At 63.6% G+C, this 22562-nt stretch carries 15 protein-coding genes and 2 pseudogenes; 13 read left to right on the plus strand and 4 right to left on the minus strand.

Translation table 11 applies throughout. The annotated features are described in order from the left end of the window. Positions 1-410 precede the first annotated feature (410 nt). Positions 411-1601, minus strand: coding sequence for an NAD(P)/FAD-dependent oxidoreductase (locus EOB49_RS25925; RefSeq protein WP_127382649.1), 1191 nt, complete (start codon positions 1599-1601; stop codon positions 411-413). Between the two features lie 118 nt (positions 1602-1719). Beyond that, the gene (locus EOB49_RS25930) at positions 1720-3231 is read right to left on the minus strand and encodes a formyl transferase (RefSeq protein ID WP_127382650.1); all 1512 of its coding nucleotides are present in this window, start codon (positions 3229-3231) and stop codon (positions 1720-1722) included. A gap of 248 nt (positions 3232-3479) precedes the next feature. Here EOB49_RS25930 and EOB49_RS25935 point away from each other — a divergent pair, with 248 nt between their 5' ends. Together EOB49_RS25935 and EOB49_RS25940 are read left to right on the plus strand one after the other, a co-directional pair. Continuing rightward, positions 3480-5579 (plus strand): Wzz/FepE/Etk N-terminal domain-containing protein, encoded by a 2100-nt coding sequence (locus EOB49_RS25935; protein WP_127382651.1) that lies wholly within the window; start codon positions 3480-3482, stop codon positions 5577-5579. 1 nt (position 5580) lies between these two features. Continuing rightward, positions 5581-6912, plus strand: a complete 1332-nt coding sequence (locus EOB49_RS25940; RefSeq protein WP_127272565.1) for a VpsF family polysaccharide biosynthesis protein — start codon at positions 5581-5583, stop codon at positions 6910-6912. On the opposite strand, the gene EOB49_RS25945 is transcribed toward EOB49_RS25940, so the two are convergent. Next, positions 6875-8137: a cellulase family glycosylhydrolase gene (locus tag EOB49_RS25945; protein WP_127382652.1), complete on the minus strand. Its 1263-nt coding sequence runs from the start codon at positions 8135-8137 to the stop codon at positions 6875-6877. The genes EOB49_RS25940 and EOB49_RS25945 overlap by 38 nt on opposite strands. Then, complete coding sequence (locus EOB49_RS25950) at positions 8134-9303, minus strand: DUF1972 domain-containing protein (RefSeq protein ID WP_164781810.1); 1170 nt, start codon at positions 9301-9303, stop codon at positions 8134-8136. The genes EOB49_RS25945 and EOB49_RS25950 overlap by 4 nt, the downstream gene beginning before the upstream one ends. Positions 9304-9617: 314 nt before the next feature. On the opposite strand from EOB49_RS25950, the gene EOB49_RS25955 reads away from it, so the two are divergent. The 11 genes and pseudogenes from EOB49_RS25955 to EOB49_RS26010 form a co-directional block, all read left to right on the plus strand. Beyond that, entirely contained in the window at positions 9618-10787 is a 1170-nt protein-coding gene (locus EOB49_RS25955; RefSeq protein ID WP_127382654.1) for a glycosyltransferase, read from the plus strand. After that, complete coding sequence (locus EOB49_RS25960; RefSeq protein WP_127382655.1) at positions 10784-12091, plus strand: hypothetical protein; 1308 nt, start codon at positions 10784-10786, stop codon at positions 12089-12091. Before EOB49_RS25955 ends, EOB49_RS25960 begins: the two co-directional genes overlap by 4 nt. Before the next feature lie 8 nt (positions 12092-12099). Then, positions 12100-13329, plus strand: a complete 1230-nt coding sequence (locus EOB49_RS25965) for a GNAT family N-acetyltransferase (protein WP_127382656.1) — start codon at positions 12100-12102, stop codon at positions 13327-13329. Positions 13330-13341: 12 nt separating this feature from the next. Further along, positions 13342-14474, plus strand: a pseudogene (locus EOB49_RS25970) (GNAT family N-acetyltransferase). 103 nt (positions 14475-14577) lie between these two features. Then, the gene (locus tag EOB49_RS25975; RefSeq protein ID WP_348630281.1) at positions 14578-15759 is read left to right on the plus strand and encodes a glycosyltransferase family 9 protein; all 1182 of its coding nucleotides are present in this window, start codon (positions 14578-14580) and stop codon (positions 15757-15759) included. Positions 15760-15975: 216 nt separating this feature from the next. Further along, positions 15976-16200 carry a hypothetical protein gene (locus EOB49_RS25980; RefSeq protein ID WP_023813316.1) on the plus strand — a complete coding sequence of 75 codons (225 nt, stop codon included), beginning with the start codon at positions 15976-15978 and terminating at the stop codon, positions 16198-16200. Positions 16201-16243: 43 nt separating this feature from the next. Beyond that, positions 16244-18823 (plus strand): DNA ligase D, encoded by a 2580-nt coding sequence (gene ligD, locus EOB49_RS25985; protein WP_127382657.1) that lies wholly within the window; start codon positions 16244-16246, stop codon positions 18821-18823. A 227-nt stretch (positions 18824-19050) separates the two neighbouring features. Then, on the plus strand, positions 19051-19956 hold the full coding sequence (locus tag EOB49_RS25990) for a Ku protein (protein WP_024501732.1): 906 nt from the start codon (positions 19051-19053) through the stop codon (positions 19954-19956). Further along, on the plus strand, positions 19953-21068 hold the full coding sequence (locus EOB49_RS25995) for a tetratricopeptide repeat protein (protein WP_127382658.1): 1116 nt from the start codon (positions 19953-19955) through the stop codon (positions 21066-21068). The genes EOB49_RS25990 and EOB49_RS25995 overlap by 4 nt, the downstream gene beginning before the upstream one ends. 72 nt (positions 21069-21140) lie before the next feature. After that, a pseudogene (locus tag EOB49_RS26005) lies at positions 21141-21788 on the plus strand (alpha/beta family hydrolase); the annotation flags it as partial. 4 nt (positions 21789-21792) lie between these two features. After that, positions 21793-22562 (plus strand): exodeoxyribonuclease III (locus EOB49_RS26010; protein WP_127382660.1); only part of this gene is annotated, 770 nt, incomplete at its 3' end.

A 22562-nucleotide genomic window follows, 5' to 3' on the forward strand; every position in this document is an offset into this window, starting at 1 on the left:
CGATGGCCAAAATACCCTGGATGAAACGATTTACAACATCGCGCGGGGAGGCGAGGAGAGCAGGATTGGCGCTGGGATGAGGTGCCCTGTCGGAGCCGATATGTGCAGCAATGCAACAGTGAAGAATCGTTTGACCACGATGGCGAGGAGACGACGTAAGAACCAGTAATGACGCAATTGACACGGGGCAGGGAATTGGTTCTGCTGGCGCCGTACCAATTTGGAGGGCACTTTACAGTGAAGAAATACGAGAAACCAACCTTGCAGAAGCGCGACAGGCTTTCGGGCGTCACGGCCCAGACTACCCCATCGGCACCTCAGTCGACGGCAACCTGAGCGGTTGGCGTCTGACGCATTCGCCTTATAAGGCAATCAATATTGGCAATCGATAGGGCGCGACTGGTCGCGCCCTATTGCATATTGGCCATGGGCGCCTGCCGTTTTCCCAGATGCCGGACCTTGCGGCCGATGATCATCAGCCGGCGCGCGGTGTTGTTGCGCAGGCGCCTTGCGCGCCATTCCAGTCCGGTGCCGGCGGTGATCGACTTGGCATAGTAACTCACCCGCATGCCATCCTCATCGGCAGCCACCTTGACCGGGTCGTCATAGAAGGCGTTGATCTTGTCAGCCGCCATGCCTGGTGTTTCGAGCCATCGTGGAATGTGAACCGAATGGAGCTGATCGACGTCGGTCATCACCCGGCCGATGCCGACGCCCGGTGTTGGACACGTGGTACAGAAAGCATCGCCGATGAAGATGACCCCGTCGCGGCGATGGCCTTGCGTGGTGCTCAGGCTGATCTGCCTGACCTCGACAGGACTTGCGACTTCGAAGTTGCCGCATCGCGCTGCTATTTCGGGCATCAACTCGCAGAGCATCTTTTGCGGTTCCTGGCGAAACGCCCGCGTCCACGGCTCGGCCACTTGCCGATAGCCGAACATGTTCGCTCGCATCTTGTCGCCGAGGGGAAAGATGCTGATGTAGGCGATACGGTCGGCAGCCCGCCTGCTGTAGCAGGTGACGGACTGATGACCGAAATCCCGCGGCGAGATGGCGAGGTCGAATCCCATCGACAGTGAATGCGCCTTCGATTGCTCGATACGCTCGACCCCGACGGCGCGCCGCACCGCCTCGCCGTGACCGGTTGCCACCACCAGCAGGCGGGCATCGATGACGGCGCCGTCGGCCAGCACAAGCCGCTGCCGGTCCGGTCCAGTCGAGACTTCGGTTACCTTGCCGACCGTCAGCGGCACTTGCGCAGGCAAGGCGTCGCGCAGGCCATTGATCAGTGCGCCATAGGAGAATGTGAATTCAGCCTTCTTCTCATGCGCGAAAAACTGGCCGAGGCGGAAAATATATGTGTCGGTTGTCGAGGTGACGAGACGCTTGACCGTAGCATCGAGGCCGAGCTTTTCGAACAGCAGCATCTGATCCATGCCGATCTTCTCGGCCCGGAATTCCTCGTGGTGGACGCGGTGCGGATCAATCAGCGCCACCTTGCACCCGGCTTGTCCCAACAGCATTGCCAAGGTGGTGCCGGCCATTCCGGCGCCGACGATCGCCACATCGACTTGGGCCGGGCCAGCCTCTGAGATACTCATTTTGCTGCCCTTTCTGGTGGCAACTGCACGTTTCACAATCTCCGATAGAAAATATCTTCCGGAGCTAAATCAACCGCAAGCAACCGGAGCGCGTGCCTGGTAGTAACCAAGGGTTAGGTTAATCGCGGGTCCGCTGCTTCCAGCGCGGTGCAATCGCCGAGCCATCGATGAACTCAAAGCCGCCAGCCTCGTTGAGCGTGTGAAGTTTACGCCCGCTCCATAGCGCACCTGGATTTAAGATGGTTTCAACGACCTGCTCCATGCCGATCAAATCAAGGTGAGAAATGCGTGCGATGCCAAGCGCCGCGCCATAGCTCCTGCGGCAGTCCTGCACCGGGCGCAGCAGGTCGTTGCCGCGCCTGACGATGCGGCCGGCCGGCCGCGCCGAGGCAATGTCGATCAGCACGGGATTTTTGGGATGCGGCGTCCAGGGGCCGCGAAAATTCGGCGCCGACCATAGGTGCAGCGCGTCGGAGAAGGCGCCGCCACCGTCGCGGACGGTCGCGAACAGCCACCAGGCGCCGCCATGCTCGACAAGCGTGGCGTCGCTGGCCACGACACCGGACAGAAGCGTCGCCTCCTTGACCCATCCACCGGGGAAGGCGGTGGCCCGGTAGAGATCGACGGTGCCGTTGGCGCAGCTTTCCGGCACCATCCAGACCTCGCCGTCGCGCTCGAAGACGAAGGGGTAGGAGAGATGGTAGGGCAGATCCAGCACCGGTTCAGGTCGTCCGAGCGGGCCTGCCGGGCCGAAGGGCACGGCGGAGATGATGGCTTTGCCGAGCCGGTGGATATAGTCCTCGACGAACAGGGTCAGCTGCCCCTGATAGAGGATGGGAAACGGATCGGCGTAGAAGCGGCTGCCATCGTCCGGCAACTCTTGCCAACCCGACGCCGGATGCGCGCGCAGGTCGAACAGATCGTGGCCCCCGGTTTGCCGCCAGCCGACCTTCCAATGCGGCGCGTTGTAGCAAAGGTGATAGATTTTCTGAACGATCCGCCTCGCCAGCGCCTTGCCGGCTCTGACCCCAAGCTTGCCGGCCGAGGGCATTGGCGGCGGGCTGCCTGCCTGCGCCGGCTCTGGCAGATCGGGCACCGACTTTGCCGCGCCTGACATGGCAGCGACGATCAGGCTTGCCGTGCGCGCCAGCATATCCTGGAAGGACGCCAGCGCGATGCCGCCATATTCTGTGCCCAGACGCCCGGCCGCGATCGCAACGCCGTTCTCCTCGATGCGGGCAAGTGGCGTGCGGCCGGCGAGGATCGAGGCCAGCAAGGCCGCTTCGCCGCTGGCGCCGTCATAGGTGACGCGCCAGACCCGTGTGCTTTCCAGCCTGACATCGCCGCAGAGGTCGACGACCAGGTCAGGCGAAGCGGGGGACCGCCGATAGGGCGCGAGCGCCGAAAGCGGCACACGCTTGGCCAGTCCATCATGGGCCAGTCCATCATGGGGCAGTCCGTGGATCGCCGTTTCGAGTTGAAACAGGGCTGCGGCGCTGCGCGGAATGCCGCCGCCCGCCGGCCTGACATCGACGGACAGTTCGACGTCGCCGAGCGCGGCAAGGCGCTCCAGCAGCGTGAGATGAAAGGCGCGGACGCAGTCGCCGTCCAGACGTAGACTTATCTGCATGGTGGAGGCCCGAAAACGCGGTGCCCGGCCTTGCCGGCCAGGCCGGTCCGGTCAAATTGTAACCCCATCTGCATCCGTCTCCGCTCGCCGCGTAACCAACACCCCGATATGTATATTTTTAAGCAAACCGCGTGCCAAAATTCACGTCACCTCTCAACATAATTAACAATGTTTTAACAGTTGGAGGAATAGCTAGGTTAGCGCCGCAACTGACCTTGCCGGCATATGGAGTATTGTCGGAGGCAGCCATGCAATCATCCCTGCCCATGGTTCCTCAGCAACACTCTCCGGATGCGGCACGCGCGGGATCATACGCAGCTTCGACTGTCGAACTGGGCGACCTGAAGCGCATCCTGGTGCGCCGCCGGTTCTGGATCTTCGGCACTGTCGCACTGCTGACGGTGGTCGCCCTTCTCTACGGTCTTTTCACGCCCGCGCTCTACAGCTCGGCGGCGGAAATCCTCATCGATCCGCAGGACCTGCAGGTGGTCACCAACGACGTCAATCCCAGCCGTATCTCGCCCGATGGCGGCATCACGCAGGTCGAGAGCCAGGTCAGCGTGGTCCAGTCGACAGGCGTGCTGATGCGGGCGATCGCGGCGACAAACCTGACGCAGGATCCGGAATTCAATGGGCAGGGCTTGCTGTCGCGCCTGCTCGGTTCGGCATCGGCCGAAGGCGACAGGTCGGTGCAGACACTCGACGCGCTGCGCCGGCGCCTGGCGGTCAAGCGGGCCGACAAGGTCCTGGTCCTCGACGTCATCGTCACCGCCAAGAGCGCCGACAAGGCCGCCCTCCTGGCCAACGCCATCGCGCAGGCCTACCTGGTCGATCAGGCGAGCGCGCGCGCGAAAATGGCCAGGGACGCCTCCGAGTCGATCACCGCCCGGCTGGACGAGCAGCGCAAACGCGTCCAGCAGGCCGAGAATGCCGTCGAGGCCTACAAGTCCGCCAACAACATGGTGATGGCGGCAGGGAACCTGGTCAGCGACCAGGAACTGACCGAGATCAACACGCAGCTTGCGGCGGCGCAGAGCCGCACCGCGGCGCTGAAGGCGCAGGTCGACCAGATGCGCCGGCAGAGCGGCACGGCGGACGCAACCTCGGAAGCGATGCGCTCGGCGGTGATCTCGAGCCTGCGGGCACAGGAGGCGACGCTGGTCGACCAGGTCTCGCAGCTCGGCACGGAGCTGGGGCCGCGTCATCCTTCGCTGATCGCAGCCCAGCAGCAGCTGCGCGACACGCGCCAGCTGATCGCGCGCGAGCTCGGCCGCATCGCCACCGCCACCGAGACGGACTACGAACGGGCGCTGGCCAACCAGCAGGCGCTGGAAGCCAAGGTCGCCGGCATGAAGAGCAAGTCGCTCGACACCGACCAGGCCTCGGTGCGGCTGCGCGAATTGCAGCGCGATCTCGAGGCGCTGCGTTCCGTCTACTCGAACTATCTCCAGCGCGCCCAGGAAACGCGCGAGCAGATCAATGTCGACAGCACCAATGCGCGCATCATCTCCAATGCCATGCCCGCCTTGAAGAAAAGCTGGCCGCCTTTGCCGCTGCTGTTGCTGGGCGCGATATTCGGCGGCCTCGGGCTCGGCACCGGTCTGGCGCTGATCGCCGAATATTCCTCGCCGACGGTGCTTTCCAGCGCGCAGATGCAGTCGGCCATCGACGCGCCGGTGCTGGGCGTGGTGCCGGCAAATTCAGGCACTGGGTGGCGCTGGTGGCCTTTCGGCGCAAGTTCGGCCGCCGCCTCCAGCCAGAAGACCGACGCCGTTGTCGGCCTTGCGCTGAGGCGCATGTTCAGTTCGGGCCAGCGTCCGGCGGACTGGCCGCTGGTGCCTTCCATCCTGGTGACATCGTCGCCGGGCGAGGGCGCGCAGCGCAGCCGGGTGGCGCGGCTGCTGGCCAATGCCGCGGCGTCCAGGGGCAGCCGGGTGCTGTTCATCGATGCCAATGCCGGCGGCGACCAGAAGGATCCGCAGCCGGGGATCCTCGATGTGCTGCGCGGCGAGTACGCCTTTGAGGCCGTCAGCCATTACGCAGCCGGCAGCAACGTTGCCGTGCTGGGCAGGGGCCGCTCAAAGGCGGTCTTCCAGGAAGCGCATGGCATCTATTTTGCGCAGCAGATGCTGGCCCGGGCCAGCCGGAGCTTCGAACTCGTCGTCATCGACGGCGGCGCGCTGGCCGACAATCTCAATGCCTCGCCGCTGGTTGCCATGGCCGACGAGATCGTACTCGTCGCCACGCTGAACGCCACCCCGATGCGGGACGTCACGACGACCGCGCAGGCGGTTTCCGTCATGGGGCGGTTGCCGACGGCCGCCTTGCTGGTCGACGAGGCCGCCTGATATGGCTGCCAGTTGGAGCGCAAGCGCTTCGAACCATGGTGCTGCCGCACCCCGCGCCGGCACGTCGCTCGATGCGCTGACGCGCTTCGGACTGATCGCGGCGGTAGCGGTGCTGTTCGGCATCTCGGGCGGCATGCTGTGGCTGGTCGGCTACAATTATGATGGCCTGTTCGGCAACCCGGCGACCAAGATCCACCCGTCAACCTATCTCATCGTCCTCTTGTTTGCCTGGCGTTCCTGTGCGTCAGGCAATCCGGTCGGCTATATCGTCCATCTCGCCGACAGGCGGCCGGCCAGCGCGCTGATGGCCGCCATATCGATCGTGCTTTTGTTCGTCGTCATCGCCAGGCAGCGGCCCGGCATGGCTGGCATGATCGATACGTTCGTGGCCGCGGCACTTCTGGTACTGATGCTCAGCGAGGACGACGAACGGACATTCGCCGGGCTGCAGACCGTCGTTCACGTTGTCATGACGGCGAATGCGCTGCTTGCCCTTTTCGAGTTCGCCACCAAGACGCTTATCTTCCCCTATCGCCTGGACGGCGTGGCGTTTACCACCGATCTGCGCTCGAGCGCTCTGCAGGGACATCCGCTCGCCAATGCCATGGTGACGTCGATCTACGTGCTTGCGCTGCTCTCCGGTGCCAGATCCCTGTCGACGCCTGTGCGGATAGGATTGATCGGCCTGCAATGCGCGGCACTTGTCGCGTTCGGCGGCCGTTCGGCGATGGTGATGACGATTGTGCTGGGCGGTTGCTATCTGCTTTCCAAGGGCATCAGCAAATTGCGCCGGGGACGCGTCAATCTCTTGGGTGCGGCACTCGGCTTCATGCTTGCCGCGCTGCTGCCGGTCGTCATCATCGTGGCGGCATATTATGGCTTTTTCGACGCGCTGCTGGAGCGCTTCGTGTCGGACAGCGGCAGCGCCAATGCCCGCGTCGAGATGTTCGAGCTCTTCAAGCACCTGGAATTACGCGATCTGATCGTGGGGCCGGATGTCGACCTGATTGACAGCCTGCGCCGCATCAACGGTCTCGAACAGGGCATCGAGAACCCGATCATCCGCACGGTCCTCTATCAGGGCGCCTTCTTCACCCTTTTGCTGACGTTCGGCTTCGTGCTGTTCCTGTTCGAGGTGGCGCGCCGCTGCCATCCCGGCATCTGGCTGCCGATGCTGGGCTGGGTCATTCTGATCAACACCTCGGAAAGCGTCGCGTCGAAGACGACGCTGCTGACCAAGTTCGTGGTGCTGGCGCTGGTGCTTTACCGGCCGACGCGGGCAGCGTTCAGGCCCGTCAGTCCGCCGGCATGGTCAGGCCAAGCGCCGCGATGATATCGGGGTCCAGTGCCCGGGTGGTGTCGTCCATCATGCCCATGCCATCGAAGAGATCCCACAGTGCCCAGGCGAAGCCGAGTTCCTCGGCGCTCCGCCTGACATCGGCGATGTAGCGCGCGCGATCCGGATTGGGGGCGGCGACATAGCGGGCGTCGGTGCGCAGCGCGCCGAACTCGCCCATGATGATGCGTTCCGGCGCAAGGCCGTGGCCGTCGGCCCAGTCGCGAACCTGGCGAAGATATTTGTCGACAAACCAGCGGTCGGGCCGGGCGTCGAAATAGACTTTCAGCACACGTTCGGTCTCGGCATAGGCTGCCTGCTTGGCGTCTTCAGGGGTTTCGGTGTCCTGCGCCATGCGCGCCCTGACCGATGCCAGCGTCTGTTCCAGCGAGCCGGCGGATGCCGGCCACGGCACATTGTTGAGCGACCGGTAGACGGGCTCGCGCATCCAGGGTGCCCCCTGATGGCTGAACAGATAGGGCTCATAGAAGTGGAAGGTGAACAGGATCGGCTCGAACGGGGACAGTGGTGCCGGATCGAGCGCGGTCAGTCCGCTCACCATCGAGCCGCAGCCGCCGGCGACGACCAGCGGCAGGGTCGCGGCCGATGCTCTTGCCGCCGTCAGAAGTGAAAGCTGGATCTGCGACCAGACGTTCGACGCGCAGGCCTGCGCCGGCTCGTTGACCGGCTCGAGCGCCACCCTGCCGGGCTGGAACCGCGCCAGCCTGCCGGCAAGCTCGCCGACCAGCCCGCGGTAGAGATCGAAGGCGGGTGCGGCGGTGCTGGAGACCATGCGGTCGGGGTTCCAGTAATGGGTGGCTGCATTGGCCTGGATGTTGACGATGATGCCGAGATCGGCGTGGAGAGTGGCCGTGACAGCCGCGTCAAGTATGTCCAGCAACCGGCCGCGCGTGATGGCGTCGGCGGCCAGGAAAGGGCCGGGATCAACAGGCAGACGGATGAAATCGAGCCCGGTCCTGCGCAGCCGACGCAGGTCGTCCGGGGTCGGCACCGGCCGTTGCGACTGGAAGGGCGGCCAGTCATAGTCAGTGCGCGGAGCGGGAAATTCGCGTGTCAGCGAGAACCAGGGCCAGGCGTTGACGCCGCGCCGAAATCGCGGCCCGGCGGCTGCGCGAGCGATTGGTGCGACCGGGAGCGAGCCGAGAGCCGCCGCGGTGGACAGCGCCGTCCGCAGCACCCGCCGGCGCGACCAGCCTGTCATACGGTTCCTGGCGATGCGTGGTCCATCGCGGTGGTCTTGGCGGCGGTCATGCCGAGCAAATGATAGGCCTCATTTTCATAGGCAAGCAGGACATCGTCCCAGCGAAAGGCTTCGCGGGCGCGCACCCTGGCGGCAACGCCGCAGGCCTTGACCAAGGCATCATCGTCCAGCGCCTGCTGCATCCGCTTGGCGCAACTGTCCTTGTCGGTGAAGTAGATCGCCGCAGCCCCGGCGGTCCATCTGTTGTAGGGATTGTCGTGGGCGATCACCATGTTGCCGGCCGCCAGCGCCTCGACCAGCGAGGGGTTGGTGCCGCCGACCGTGTGGCCATGCAGATAGGCGCGGGCGTGGAAGCGCAGTGCCTTCACCGTTGCCTGGTCGTAAATGGCGCCCGGCAGGACCACCGAGCCATTCGCCGCCTTGCGGATGGCGGCATGATAGGGGATGTCGTCGGACAGCGTTCCCAGCACCACCAGCTTCATGTCGCGCTTGGCGGAGCAAAAAGCTTCGACGATCGGCAGGATGTTGTTGTCGGGTTCGATGCGCGCGATCGAGACCAGATAGCGCCCGGGCTCGAGGCCGAGCGCCCGGACCGGCGCCTCGGGCGCTGATGTCACCGGATCGGCGCCATAGGCAATGGTGGCGATGGCGCTGCGCGGCCGGCGTGTCGCCAGGTGATCTGCGATGGCGGGATGATCGGCGACCAGCCGATGCGAGGCCCATGCGCCGATCCATTCGTTGAGCCAGAACCAGGTTCGCGCCGCCATTCCCCATTTTGGGCGGCGCCACTCGATGCCGTCCATGTTGGTGAAGATCTTGCGTCGCTTCAGCCTGAGCCAGGTCAGGAAAACCGCGCCATTGTAGCCGAGCACCAGGCAAACGCCCGGTCGCCGGGCGGCGTCGCGGGCGCATTGCCAGTCGAATTCCAGCGTCGCGCGCGGTCCCTTGGAGGAAACCTGGATGTGAATGAGCTCGATGCCGCGCCAGGTTTCGCTGCGCACCCTCTGGTCGATCCGCTCGACCTCATCCTGGCAGTAGACGCCGACCTTCCAACCGCGCCCGACAAGAAACAGCGCCAGTTTTTCGGCAAAGGTTTCAAAGCCGCCATGGGCCGCGGGTATGCCGCGGGTCCCCAGGATCAGAATGGCGGGCGTTTCTGGTTTCATGGCCGGCGGCACTTTCACATGTCTGATATATTAGATATTGCTTAATTTATAATGAGCAGATGGCAGCTTCCGTGCCACCTCTCGATTTAGGTATCCTGCGAGGGATCATCGCGCGGGGTTGTAAAAAAACGGTGTTGAAGCCGATGGTTGTTTCATTCTCGGTCAACCCTTCTGTGCGTAGCTGTATCGAAACGAAGCAATGCCTGGGGCGTACGGCCGGCAGTCGGGCGTATCGAACCAGGCATGATTCTTGCGGACGGGCTTCTGCCACAATCGCCCAGCGCGATGGTTGTAGCACCCGGCGGGATATAAAGATGCGGATTGCCTGCGTTCATCAGGGTTATGAACTCTATGGTTCTGACCGCAGCTTCGCGGAGAGCGTTGCCGCGCTGCGCGCCGCGTTTCCGTCGGCCGACATCGAAGTGGTTTTACCGCGTAGCGGGCCGATCGTGCGGATTCTGGAAGCGCATGCCAGCCGGATCGTCTTCGAACCGCTCTGGGTGCTGAGGCGCCAGGCCATTGCGCGCCTTGCGACCGTCGAGATGGCGCGATTGCCGGTTGCCGTGTTCAGGGCGTGGCGGCGGCTCAAGGATTGCGACCTCGTCTATGTCAACACCTCGATCGTGGCCGACTACGCGCTGGCCGCACGCCTTCTTCCCCAAAAGGCCGTCCTGCACATCCACGAAATCCCCGAAGGCGCCATGCGCAGGATACTCGTCGGCCTGATGCGCTGGAGCCATGCCGATCTGATCTTCAACTCGCGCGCGACGCGCGCCGCGTTTGGTGATCCCAAGGCGGCGCGTGCGTATGTCGTCTACAACGGTGTTGCCGGGCCGGCGGCGGTCGAACCGATGACGTATGACGGCAAGCGCCCATTGCGGGTGCTGCTGCTTGGCCGTATCAACCGGATCAAGGGGCAGGAGATCCTGCTGGAGGCGATCGCCTCGATGCCGGCGGAACTCCAGGCGAGGATCGAGGTGCGGCTGGTCGGCGGCGCCTTCGAAAGCACTGAGCGCGAGCATGCGCTTGCCGAACTGGTCGAAACCATGGGGCTTACCGGGCGCGTCAGAGTCCTGCCTTTCATTCCCGACCCTTCGGAGCATTATCGATGGGCTGATATCGTCACCGTGCCGTCGCGGCGTCCGGAATCGCTGGGCCGCGTCGCCATCGAGGCGATGGCATACGGCCGGCCGCCGCTTGTGTCGGCGATAGGCGGGCTGGTGGAAGTGGTCAGCGACGGGGAGACCGGCTGGCATGTTCCGCCCGGCGACGCAGCAGCTCTTGGCGCGAAATTGCAGGAGATCATCCTCGCCCCTGAGGCCTGGCGCGGGTTTGTCGTTGCCGGGCGCGCGCGCTACGAGGCAATCTTCAGCGAGCCGGTCGCGGCCGCGGCGATCACCGCGATCGCCGCCGACAAGCTGAAGACGACCATCGCGCGGCCGGGCAGGGTGCCTGCTGCCCGCGAAGCGGAGACGCGGCCGTGAAGCTAGCGTTTCCGAGCCATCTGGTTCGACGCCTCGTGCTGATGATCGGCGGCGAGGCGATGCAGAGCGGCTTTCATTTTGCCCTCAACATCATGCTGTTGCACATGCTGTCGGCGCAGGGCTACGGCCTCTTCGCCATCGGCATGGTGATGGGCGGTGTCGGCCTGTCCTATATCAGGTCGCTCACCGCCGTTCCCGCCAGCATCTGGATGAGCAAGAGCACCAACAGCGCCGGCGTCGATACCTATGACGTGGCGTTCGGAACGGCGGCGCTGATTGTGGCGTTGCTGATGGCCGTCGGCACGGCAGTCCTGATGCATGTCCTTGGCGATCCAAGCGGAATTGCCGCCGGCTGCTTCGTCGGTGCCTGGTCGTTGCGCAGCCATATGCGCACGGCTTTCTTCGCACGGCGCCAGCAGGTTGTCGTCTCCGTCAGCGATGGCGCTTTTACAATCGCCGGCTGTGTCCTGACCGGGCTGTCGATCTGGTTGGTCCAAGACCCGCTGCAGACCGTGTTCTATGCACTAGCCGCGGCAAATGTGTTCGGCATTTTCGTCCTGGTCCGGCTGGCTCGCCGCTCGCTTCGCATCAGCTTCCGCATGCCGACCCGGCGACGCTATGTCAGACTGTGGCCCCAGCTGCGCTGGTCGGCATTCAGCGCGACCACCACCAACATCCAGGGTCAATGTCTGGCGCTGCTGGTCGCCGGCATTGCCGGTCCTGCCGCCTACGCACCGTTGGCGGCGGTTCTGGTGCTGTTTGCCCCGCTGCGCATCATCAGCCTTGCTTTCGTCAACATGACGCAGCCGGATCTCGCCAGGCTGATGCGGAACAATGAAACGGGCCGTGTCTGGACGCAGGCCAAGATCTGGGCGCTCGTCATGGGGTTTGGCGGCCTTGCATATGGATGCGCCATCATGTTCATCCTGCCGATGATAAAATCCCAGGCTCTCCAGGACGCTTCGACCTGGTTCATCGGACTTTTCGTGATCGCGAATTTTGTCCCGATCATGCTCTATATCATGCCCCGTATCGTGCTTGAGATACTCGGCGATTTTCGGATCGTCGCGTTCACCACGACGGGCGGCGCGGTCGTCGGGCTGGCACTGATCGCGGCCCTGCTGGCAATCGCGTCTCCGCCGTGGGCGCTGTTGGGTTCCGCCGTCTCGGAGATGTTCGTGCTCGTGGCGTCATGGTATTTCGCGCATCACCGCATGTGGAATATCGAGCATCCCGACGAGGCGCGCGACAGCCGGTTGGGCGCGTGGCGGCGCACGCTGTCGTTCGCCACGGCAAAGCGATAGGAAAAAATATGGCAGTCCAGGCGGTGCAAATTGCTGCGGTGACCGGCTCGCCCGATGGCCAGTCCTCCCATCCGGCCGTCGTCGTCGCCAACGATGCATACACGGCGCGGCTCCACACCAGCCTGGAAGCGGCCAGGCCGCTCTGGCTGCGCCTCCAGGCGGACGGTGTGTGCACCGCCCACCAGAATTATGCCTGGGCCGAGGGAATCGTCGCGCGGCTGATGCCGGAAGGTGCGGAACTGCTCATCGTGGAGGTAAACGACGCTGTGACGGGCGTGCCGCGAATGCTGGTGCCGTTGATACGGCGACCGGCTTTCCGCCATCGGGTGATCGAGTGGCTGAGCTGTGGCGTTTGCGACTATTCGGCACCGTTGCTGGCCGATGCGAGCCCGTGGACGACGCAGTCGGCGCAGGCCGCGTGGGCCGCGGTGCGTTCCGTGCTGCCGCCGGCGGACCGTATCCAGATCAGGGGAATTCCGCAATCGATCAGCGGTGTCGCCAATCCGCTGGCCTTGTTGGCGGCCACGCGCGATTCCCTGCATACCAGCTTCGGCCTCGCCATCGACGGCGATCCGGAAACCGTCCTCAAGCGCCTATGCCGGCCATCCTTCGTCAAGGCTTTCAACAAGGACTGGCGTCGCCTCGAACGGCTTGGCGGCGTGGAACTGATCGAAGCCAACACGCCGGCCCTGGTGGAGGTCATCTTCGCCGGCCTGGTCCGGATGCGGCTCAGCCGCTTTCGCGAACTGGGCCGCTTCGACCTGCTGACGCAGGCGGCGGTTGTCGACTTCTATCGAAACGCTGCTCTCGAGGGCCTGTCAGATGGGTCGGTGCGGCTCTTCGGGTTGCGTGTGGGTGAAACTCTTATCGCGGTCCAATACCTGCTGATCCATCAAGTCACCGTTCATGCTCTGCTGATCTCAATCGATCAGGGCGCGGTGCCCAATGTCTCGCCGGGACTTCTGATCATGGGCAAGTTGATGAGCTGGGCGCGCGGGCGCGATTTCAATTATTTCGACCTGTCGGTAGGCAACCAGAGTTATAAGGAACATATGGGTGCCTTGGGTTCGGGTCTGCGCGAGCTTTGCCACGGGATTACGGTGCGAGGCAGCGCCGTGAGCGCAGCCATCGAGATCCGCAACCGGGCCGAGGTGTTCGTGCGCTCCAAACCTCGGCTGCTGAAGAGGCTCCAGGGACTGATGCGGGGTTTGCGGCGCCTGCGCGGGGGATCAGAATGACGGGAGAAGCATGTGGCAAGCTACGCGGCGGGAACGACTCCGATAAAGGATTTGCCCGGTGGGCCGGTTTCCCCGACTGTCGCCAACGTTGATGCAACCGCGCACTTCACGGCTCGGCTGCACACCAGCTTCGACAGCGTAAGGCTGCTATGGCTGCTCCTTGAAGCTCACGGCGTCTGCACTGCCCACCAGCATTATGCCTGGGTCGAAGGAATCGCCGCACGGCTGATGCCCAAAGACGCGGATCTGGTCCTCGTCGAGGTGAGTGACGCAGTGACCGGCGCGCCGGCCATGCTGTTGCCGCTGATGCGGCGCCGGGCTCTCGGCCACCACGTGATCGAATGGCTGAGCTGCCGCGTGTGCGACTACGCGGTGCCGCTGCTGGCGGATGGGATAGAGTGGACCAGGCAGAGTGCCGACGCCATGTGGGCGGCGGTCCGTGCCGTGCTGCCACCGGCGGATCGCATCCATATCGCGGGAATTCCGCAGCAGGTCCACGGCGTGGCCAATCCGCTGGCATTGCTTTCGGTGGCGCGCGACTCCATCCAGGTCAGCTCCGGCCTCGTCCTGCATGGTGATCCGGAGACGCTCATCAAGCGGATATGCAAGCCGTCCTTCGCCAAGGCCTTCCGCAAGCATTGCCGCGGCTTCGAACAGCTTGGTGGCCTCGCTTTGGTCGAAGCCGACACGCCTGATCTGGCCGAGGAGCTCCTGGATGCGCTGTTGGAACTGCGGCTCACGGATCGGTGCGGCTCTTCGGACTACGCGTCGGTGAAGCCTGGCTCGCCTCCATCTATGTGCTGGTCAGAAAAGGCACACTTCACGCCCTCCTGCTCGGCATCGACCAGAATGCGGTCGCCAATGTCTCACCCGGCCTGACGACGATGGGCAAGCTGATGATGTGGGGATGCGAGCGGGGCTTCGACTATTTCGACCTGTCGGTCGGCGGCCAGGGCTACAAGCAACATATCGGTGCCTCGAGCTCGGTTCTGGCCGAGATCTGTGAACCGGTGACGGTGCGGGGCAGGGCTGCGAACGCAGCCATTTTGCTGCGCAGCCGGGTCGAAGGCATGACGCGGTCGCGTCCCCGGCTGCTCAAGGCCGTCCAGGGCCTGACGCGCCGCTTGCGGCGACTGAAGGACTGAGGAGGAGCGCTTGCTGGTCCTGCGGCGACCGATGCAGAGGCACCAAGGCCGGCACGGGAAGCTTGTTGACAGGGTTGGTTAGCTGTATATTTGAAAGCGCAGCTTGACGTTCAGAAATGAGTGTCGCGGGCGGATTTTTTTAAGTTGGCGTTTTCGGCAGATCATCTCGATGAATGCAAGTGTAGGAGATGGGATTCGTTCCATCCTCATTATTCAAACGAAGTACATTGGAGATGTCGTTCTGACATCTGCTTTGGTTCGCAATCTACGTCTTTCTTATCCACAAGCATCGGTGACCATGCTTTGTGCGCCGGGTCTCAAGGAGTTCATCGTCGCGCAAGGGATCGCCGATGTTGCCGTTGGCTTTGAATCCCGTGGCAGAGGAAGGACTCTGCGCAAGCGTTTGAGCGACTATCGTGGCGTCATCTCTGATCTGCGGCATCGAAGATTTGATCTTAGCATCGACCTTACCGATTCAAAAACCTCGCGGATCATGCATCGTTTGATCGGCGCTCCACTTCGCGTCGGCTTCGATCCTTCCGAGCATCCGATGAAGTTCTGGGAAATCCAGCTTGCAAACGTTCTCGCCGCGACCTTCGGACATGGCGGACCGCATTATCTCTACAGGAACCTGTCTCCACTCCGCGCCCTTGGGCTGGATTGTGAGGATCCAACACCTCGGCTGCAGCCAACCAGTACTGCCCAGGAAGAGTGTGCCAGGCTTCTTGCGGAAAACGCTTTGGCGAAGAAGTCGTACGTGGCCGTGCATGCCGGCGCGAGGTTTGAAGGCCGTTGCTGGCCGCCGCAACATTTTGCTGCGGTCATCGACGAAGTATACGCCAAAACCGGGCTGCGATCCCTCCTTGTTGGCGGGCCGGATGAAGGGCTTGCCGCGCAAAGGATCCTTGAAGTGGCAGCATCGCCGGTCGCAAGTGTCGTGGGAAAAGCCTCGCTTGAGGTCCTGACGGCATTGTTGGCCGAAGCGTCGATCTTTCTTGGCAATGAGAGCGGCCCGATGCACATCGCGGCCTCTGTCGGAACTCCAGGGGTGGGGCTGTACGGTCTGACGTCGCCAGAGCAATGGGGCCCGTTCGGTGTTCCCAACCGGACGCTCCAGCCGCCCATGCCTTGCCCATGCATCGCTCCAGGTGTGTGTAAAGAAAACAACGCCGGTGGGGTCTATTGCGTCCAGCGGCTCCAGGTTGCCGACGTTGCGGCGGTGACACTCGATCTCATCGGCACGGAAGTTCAAAAATCTGCTCATTCGGGCATGCCGGCCGCGTAGCAGGGCGGCAGCGACGGGCGATTGTTTGGCGGCGCGCTTCACGTCTTGATTCAGGCCAAGGCCCAAACATCTTCAAAAGATTGGTAAATTTGACCGGGCCGCATCCTGCGCTGTCCGCGAAATTGACAGGACGGCGCGTCTCCGCCATCCTTGACCCAGTCGTCAGGCTGCCGGCAGCGGCCGCGTTGTGTGTCTGGGGCGACCGAGGGCAGTGTCATGTTCAGTCCCGTCACAGGTCAGAATTCCAAGCGCGCCGCGGTGCGCAAGGCGCTCGATCGTCACAAGGTCTACATCACCGCGCAGCGTTTTTCGGCAGGCACCTACCAGGCCCGGGTTCTGGTCGACGGCGAGGCCTATTGGGTCGACGAATTCCGGCTGAGCCAGCTGCAGCAAGGACTGTCGCCGGCGGAGCTCGAGTTGACGCCGGCTGCTGACGATTGAGCGCGACTGGCTTGTTCCTGGCCTCGGTGCTTCGACCTTTGCCATGACCACCCCGCCAAAGCTCCAATCCTACCGCGCGAGGCGTGAATTTTCCAAAACGCCGGAACCGGCAGGCGGCCTCATCACGGACGAAGGCAACCGCTTCGTTGTCCACAAGCACCACGCCACCGCAGACCATTATGATCTGCGCCTACAGGTCGGCGATGTCTTGAAAAGCTGGGCGGTGCCGCGCGGGCCTTCGCTCAATCCGGCCGACAAGAGGCTGGCGGTCGAGACCGAGGATCATCCGCTCGAATATATCGACTTCGAGGGTGTCATTCCCGAAGGCGAGTATGGCGGCGGGCCGATGATCGTCTGGGATACCGGCAGCTGGGCGCCGATGGACGATGTCGAAAAGAGCTTGCGCACCGGCGCCTTCAAGTTCCGGCTGGCCGGCTATAAGCTCAATGGCGGCTGGATGCTGACCCGGCTGAAGCCGAAACCCGGCGAAGACGAAAACAAGAAGAACTGGCTGCTGTTCAAGGAGCGCGACCTCGCCGCCGACACCGCGCTTGACATCCTCACGGCCCGGCCGGAAAGCGTCAAATCCGGATTGCGCATCGAGGAGCTGGCGGCGCCGGCGAAGCCAGCCGCCAAACCCGCGCCCAGACAGGGATCGCTGAAGCCCAGCACGCTGCCGGGCGCGTTCAAGGCCCCCATGCTTGCTCGTATCGAGCCGCAACTGGCGACGCAGGTGCCAAAACCACCGGATGGCGAGGACACCCAACAGGTCTGGCTGCACGAAATCAAATTCGACGGCTACCGCACCATGGCGCATCTTACTGAGGGCGCGGCCAAGCTGATCACCCGTGGCGGCATCGACTGGACGAAGCGCTATGGCGACCTGCCGCATGCGTTCGCCAAACTGCCGTGCCGCGACGCCATCATCGACGGCGAGATCGTGGTGCTCGATGCCAAGGGCATCAGCCGCTTCGCGCTGCTGCAGGATGCGCTGGCGCAGGGCGCCGGCAGCAAGCTCCATTTCTACGCCTTCGATCTTCTCCATCTCGACGGCTGGGACCTGACCAAGGCGCCGCTGGTCCGGCGCAAGGCGCTGCTGGCGCAGATGCTGTCGGGCCTCGGTGCCAATTCCGCCATCCAGTTCTCCGACCATGTCGAGGGCTCGGGGCAGGGGCTCTACGACCAGGCGTCGGAACTGGGGCTGGAGGGTGTCGTCTCCAAGCGCGCCACGGCCATCTATCAGAGCGGCCGAAGCAAAAGCTGGACCAAGACCAAGGCGTTGCTGTCGGACGACTTCGTCATCGCAGGCTTCACCATCTCCGATGCGGCCGAAGGGCTGGCGGCGCTCGGCATGGCAGAGTTTGAGGATGGTGAATTGCATTATCGCGGCAAGGTCGGCACCGGTTTCGATGCCGCCACCGCGGGTGAGTTGCTCGCCAGGCTGGAGCCGCTGCGGGAAGGCGCCACCCCGCCCGAGGGCGTCCCGCGCGAAATCATGCGCGAGATGAACTGGGTGCGGCCGCTGCTGTCGGCGCGCATCCATTACGCCAACCGCACATCGGACAACGCACTGCGCCACGGCGTCTTCCGCGGTTTGAGGGATGTCGGCCTGTCGACGCCGGTCTCGTCCAAACGCAAGCGGCTGATCGCCGAGGCCGACCTTGCCACCATCTGGGTGACTAATCCGACGCGCCGGCTGTTCGGCAAGACCGGCCCGACCAAGCTCGACATCGCCGTCTATTATGCGCTGGTCGGCGATTTCATGCTGCCGCACATCCTCGGTCGGCCGGTGTCGCTGGTGCGCTGCCCGACCGGCCTGCCGAAGGATTGCTTCTTCCAGCGCCACGCCTTCACCGGCATGCCGCCCTCGGTGGTGACATTCGAGGCGACAAATTCCGAGGGCGAGACCAAATCCTATCTCTCGGTCGAAGGCGCGAAAGGGTATCTGGCGCTGGCGCAGTTCGGCGTCGTCGAGTTCCATACCTGGGGCACCCACCGCACCAGCCTCGACAGACCCGACCAGATCGTCCTCGACCTCGATCCGGGCGAGGGGATTTCATGGCGCGAGGTGGTCGAGGCCGCCGTGCACATCAAGGGCGAATCCGACCAGATCGTCCTCGACCTCGATCCGGGAGAAGGGATCACCTGGCGCGAGGTGGTCGAGGCCGCCGTGCACATCAAGGGCGAATTGGAGCGCCTGGGGCTGGTGCCGTTCGCCAAGACCTCCGGCGGCAGCGGCATCCACATCACCGTGCCGGTGACGGGCAAGCAGAACTGGAAGAAACTGCACCAGGCGACCAGCGCGATCGCCACGCATCTGGCGACAACGGCGCCGGACACATTCACCACCACCATGGGCAAGGACAATCGCAAGAAGCGCATCTTCATCGATTATCATCGCAATGCGCGCGGCCACACCTCGGCAGCACCTTACTCGCTGCGCGCCCGCACCAATCTGCCGGCCTCTACCCCGGTGAGCTGGAGCGATCTGGAATCCATCGATGCGCCGCAGGATCTGAACTATTCCTCCCTGCCGGGGCTGCTGGCGACGTCGGGCGATCCGTGGGCCGAGATCGACGAGTTCGCGCGGGATTTGCCAGTGTTCGAGGGAACGAGGAAGTAGTCGCGAGATGAGGGCGCAGTCCCGCCAGCGTCTCAATTCCAAGTCCATCGACGCTTCCGACAATTTGAATTATTCTCTCCGCCACGACCTCAAAGACGTACCGGAAGATTTCGTCAGGGATTTGCCTGTATCGTGTGGGGTCGGTGTAGGATTTCCTCGGCGCCAATCGTCCTTCGGACGAAAAGCGCTGCAGCAAATGTCAGTGCATGGCCGCGTAGGAGTGTTTCATGGCGCCCAGGGCAAGTTGGAAAGGTTACCTCAAACTCAGCCTCGTGAGCTGTCCGGTGCGGCTATATCCCGCCACCAGCGCCAGCGAGCGCATCAGCTTCAACCAGCTGCATAAGAAGACCCATAACCGCATCAACATGAAACCGGTCGACCCCGAATTGGGGCTCGTCGAGCGTGCTGATCTGGTCAAGGGCTACGAATACGAGGACAAGCAGTACATCATCATCGATGATGCCGACCTCGATGCGGTGCGCATCGAATCCAATCACACGATGAACATCGAGGCCTTCGTCGACGAGGACGAGGTCGACGTCATCTATCAGGACGCGCCCTACTACATGGCGCCCGACGGTGCGATGGCGGAAGAGACCTTTGCCGTGCTGCGCGAAGCGATGCGCAAATCCGGCAAGCTGGCGATCGCCCGCCTGGTGCTGTCCAGCCGCGAGCGCGTGGTGACGATCGGCGCGCGCGAGAACGGTATGTTCGTGTGCACCTTGAGGAACCCGAACGAAGTACGCGGCACGGCTGAATATTTCGGCAATATCCCGGCCGGCAAGCCCGACCCCGAAATGCTGCAGCTCGCCGAAGCGCTGATCAAGCAGAAGGAAACCACCTTCGATCCGAAGAACTATGAGGACCGCTACGAGGCGGCACTCATGACGATGATCCGCGAGAAGCTGAAAGGCCACAAGCCGATCATCGCGGCGGCACCCGAGCGCGGCAATGTCATCAACCTGATGGATGCGCTGAAGGCCAGCCTGTCGCAATCGAAGCCGCCGGCCAAATCGAAAAGCAAGGCCGACGAGGTTGCCAAGCCCGCCGCGAAGAAGGCGGCAGCGGGTGGTGCTGCTGAAAATCCGTTGAAGGCCAATCTGCTGAAGGCGGTCGGCAAGAGCAAGAAATGACGGCACCGGCCGGCGCTGTTTTCGGCACGATAGGCGCACTGGCGGCTTTTCCGCTCAGGCTGGCTGCGCGGGAAGTGGAACGCCAGCACGGCCAGCTGCGGCGCGGTGTCACCAGGCGCACCACGCATGTCGTCTTCGGCCGGACACTTCTCGCCAGGGCAGGCCTCGTCAAAAACGGCGATGCCGGGATCGAGCGCAGTGTCGCCGCCGAGCGCGCGGCCGGTCGAACGCTGATCAGCGAGAACGGATTCCTGCGCCTTCTCGGACTGATGAAGACACCGGAGGCGTCTTCACTGTCGCGGCAATCGCTGATCGATCAGTCGCGGCTATCAGGCTCCGACCTCGATTTTTTGTCGCTGTTCGATGCGTTCGAGCATGACACAGAACCTTATTCCTTCCGCGACCTGATCCTGGCGCGCAAATATGCCGGGCTCATCGCCGGCGGCGCGACATGGGGGGCGATCGCGCGCTCCGTCCACCGCTCCGGCCCGGTGGCGTCGCTGACCGCCAAGTCGCTCAATGTCGGCTCGCAGCATGGGCGCGCCGACGCGATCTATCTCGAAGGCGGCCAGAGCGAACTCGATGGGCAGTTGCTGTTCGATCTCGGAACAGCCGGGGCAGAGGGTGACGACACGCTGGAGGAGCTGTTCGCCGAGGCGGAAGCGGTGGAGGAGCAGGGCGACCATGATGGGGCCGCCGCGCTCTACCAGCGCTGTCTCGCCATCGATCCGAGCGATGCGATTGCCGCCTTCAACCGCGCCAACTGCCTGCGCGCCGGTGGCCACGCCGCGGACGCCGCGCATGACTATATCAACGCGATAAAACTCGATCCAGCCTTCGTCGAGGCGTGGTTCAACCTGGCCGGACTGATGAGCGAGCAAGGTCGCGAAGCCTCGGCGCGAAGGCACCTGCAGAAGGCGATCGCGCTCGACAAGAATTATGCCGATCCGGTGTTCAACCTCGCCCGACTGGAATTCGACGCCGGCAATCTGCCGGAGGCGCGGCGGCTGTGGGTGCGCTATCTCGAACTCGACGCGGATTCGGAATGGGCGCGGGTTGCAGCCAAGGGCGTGCAGTTCGTGGATCTGCAGCTGGCGCGGACGGCGGGGTGAGCATGATTGGCGAAGGCCGCGATGACAGCCAATCTCCCCCCTTGTGGGGGAGATGCCCGGCAGGGCAGAGGGGGCGCGTCGATGGATTCGCCTTCGATGACCGCCACCGCCAAGGCGCTGGCCGCGGCCGGCTTACAGGTCGCGCGCTTTGAATTCCACTACATGGCTGCCCGCCGCTACGGCCACCGCAAACCGCCGCCGCGGGCCGAGACGGTGAATCCGGAATATATCAAGGCGACAGCCGACCTCAGGGCAAAGGGCGTGACGGGACCGCTGATCATCGGCGGCAAGTCGATGGGTGGGCGCGTCGCCTCCATGGTCGCCGACGAGATGTTTGCCAAGGGCGAGATTTCAGGGCTGGTCTGCCTCGGCTATCCCTTCCATCCGCCGGCCAAGCCCGAGCAATTGCGCACCAAACACCTTGCCGATCTGAAGACGCCGACGCTGATCTTCCAGGGTACCCGCGACGAGTTCGGCACCAGGGACGAGGTTGCGACTTATGACCTTTCCGATCGCATCGAGGTGATCTGGCTGGAGGATGGCAACCATGATCTCAAGCCACGCAAGAGCATCTCGGGATTTTCGGCGGCCGACCATCTGAAGACGCTGGCCGAGACGGTCAAGGCGTGGTCGGAGAACATCTCGGGATTTTCGGCGGCCGATCATCTGAAGACGCTGGCCGAGACGGTCAAGGCGTGGTCGGGTCGGATCGCTTCCTGAAGCGATGAAGATCGCCTCCTTCAACATCAACAACATCAACAGCCGGCTTGAAAACCTGCTGGGATGGCTGGCTGTGGCAAAGCCCGATGTCGTGTGCCTGCAGGAACTGAAGGCGCGCGACATGCAGTTTCCGCGCTCGGCATTGGCGGCGGCCGGCTATGGCGCGGTGTGGAAGGGCGAGCCGACGTGGAACGGTGTTGCCATCCTGGCGCGGGGTTCGGAACCGGTGCTGACCCGCGATGCCTTGCCCGGCGACGATGCCGACAGGCAGAGCCGCTATATCGAGGCGGCGGTGAACGGCATCATTGTCGCTTGTCTCTATGCGCCGAACGGCAATCCTCAGCCCGGCCCGAAATTCGCCTACAAGCTCGCCTGGCACGCGCGGCTGGAGGCACATGCCGAACAGTTGCTCGACACCGGCCTGCCGGTGGTGCTGGCCGGCGACTACAACATCGTGCCCGAGCCGCGCGATATCTACGCCACCCGCTCCTATGACGACAACGCGCTGGTGCAGCCGGAAAGCCGGGCGTCGTTCCAGCGCCTGCTCGACCAGGGTTGGGTTGATGCCCTGCGCAAGAAGCATCCGAAGGAAACGCTTTACACATTCTGGGACTATCGCCGCAACCGCTGGCCGCGCGATGCGGGCCTCCGGCTCGATCACATCCTGCTGTCGAAGAAACCGGCACGTCGCCTGACCGCCGCCGGCATCGACCGCGACATGCGCGGCGAGGACGGCGCCAGCGACCATGCGCCGGTGTGGGTGGAATTGAAGTA

Source organism: Mesorhizobium sp. M7A.F.Ca.MR.148.00.0.0, assembly GCF_003997735.1.
Taxonomy (GTDB): Bacteria; Pseudomonadota; Alphaproteobacteria; order Rhizobiales; family Rhizobiaceae; genus Mesorhizobium.

Excerpts from the sequence above, each read along its gene's own strand:
- EOB49_RS25925 (WP_127382649.1), bottom strand. The coding sequence starts at position 1,601 with ATGAGTATCTCAGAGGCTGGCCCGGCCCAAGTCGATGTGGCGATCGTC.
- EOB49_RS25930 (WP_127382650.1), bottom strand. The coding sequence starts at position 3,231 with ATGCAGATAAGTCTACGTCTGGACGGCGACTGCGTCCGCGCCTTTCAT.
- EOB49_RS25935 (WP_127382651.1), top strand. The coding sequence starts at position 3,480 with ATGCAATCATCCCTGCCCATGGTTCCTCAGCAACACTCTCCGGATGCG.
- EOB49_RS25940 (WP_127272565.1), top strand. The coding sequence starts at position 5,581 with ATGGCTGCCAGTTGGAGCGCAAGCGCTTCGAACCATGGTGCTGCCGCA.
- EOB49_RS25945 (WP_127382652.1), bottom strand. The coding sequence starts at position 8,137 with ATGACAGGCTGGTCGCGCCGGCGGGTGCTGCGGACGGCGCTGTCCACC.
- EOB49_RS25950 (WP_164781810.1), bottom strand. The coding sequence starts at position 9,303 with ATGAAACCAGAAACGCCCGCCATTCTGATCCTGGGGACCCGCGGCATA.
- EOB49_RS25955 (WP_127382654.1), top strand. The coding sequence starts at position 9,618 with ATGCGGATTGCCTGCGTTCATCAGGGTTATGAACTCTATGGTTCTGAC.
- EOB49_RS25965 (WP_127382656.1), top strand. The coding sequence starts at position 12,100 with ATGGCAGTCCAGGCGGTGCAAATTGCTGCGGTGACCGGCTCGCCCGAT.
- EOB49_RS25980 (WP_023813316.1), top strand. The coding sequence starts at position 15,976 with ATGTTCAGTCCCGTCACAGGTCAGAATTCCAAGCGCGCCGCGGTGCGC.
- ligD (WP_127382657.1), top strand. The coding sequence starts at position 16,244 with ATGACCACCCCGCCAAAGCTCCAATCCTACCGCGCGAGGCGTGAATTT.
- EOB49_RS25990 (WP_024501732.1), top strand. The coding sequence starts at position 19,051 with ATGGCGCCCAGGGCAAGTTGGAAAGGTTACCTCAAACTCAGCCTCGTG.
- EOB49_RS25995 (WP_127382658.1), top strand. The coding sequence starts at position 19,953 with ATGACGGCACCGGCCGGCGCTGTTTTCGGCACGATAGGCGCACTGGCG.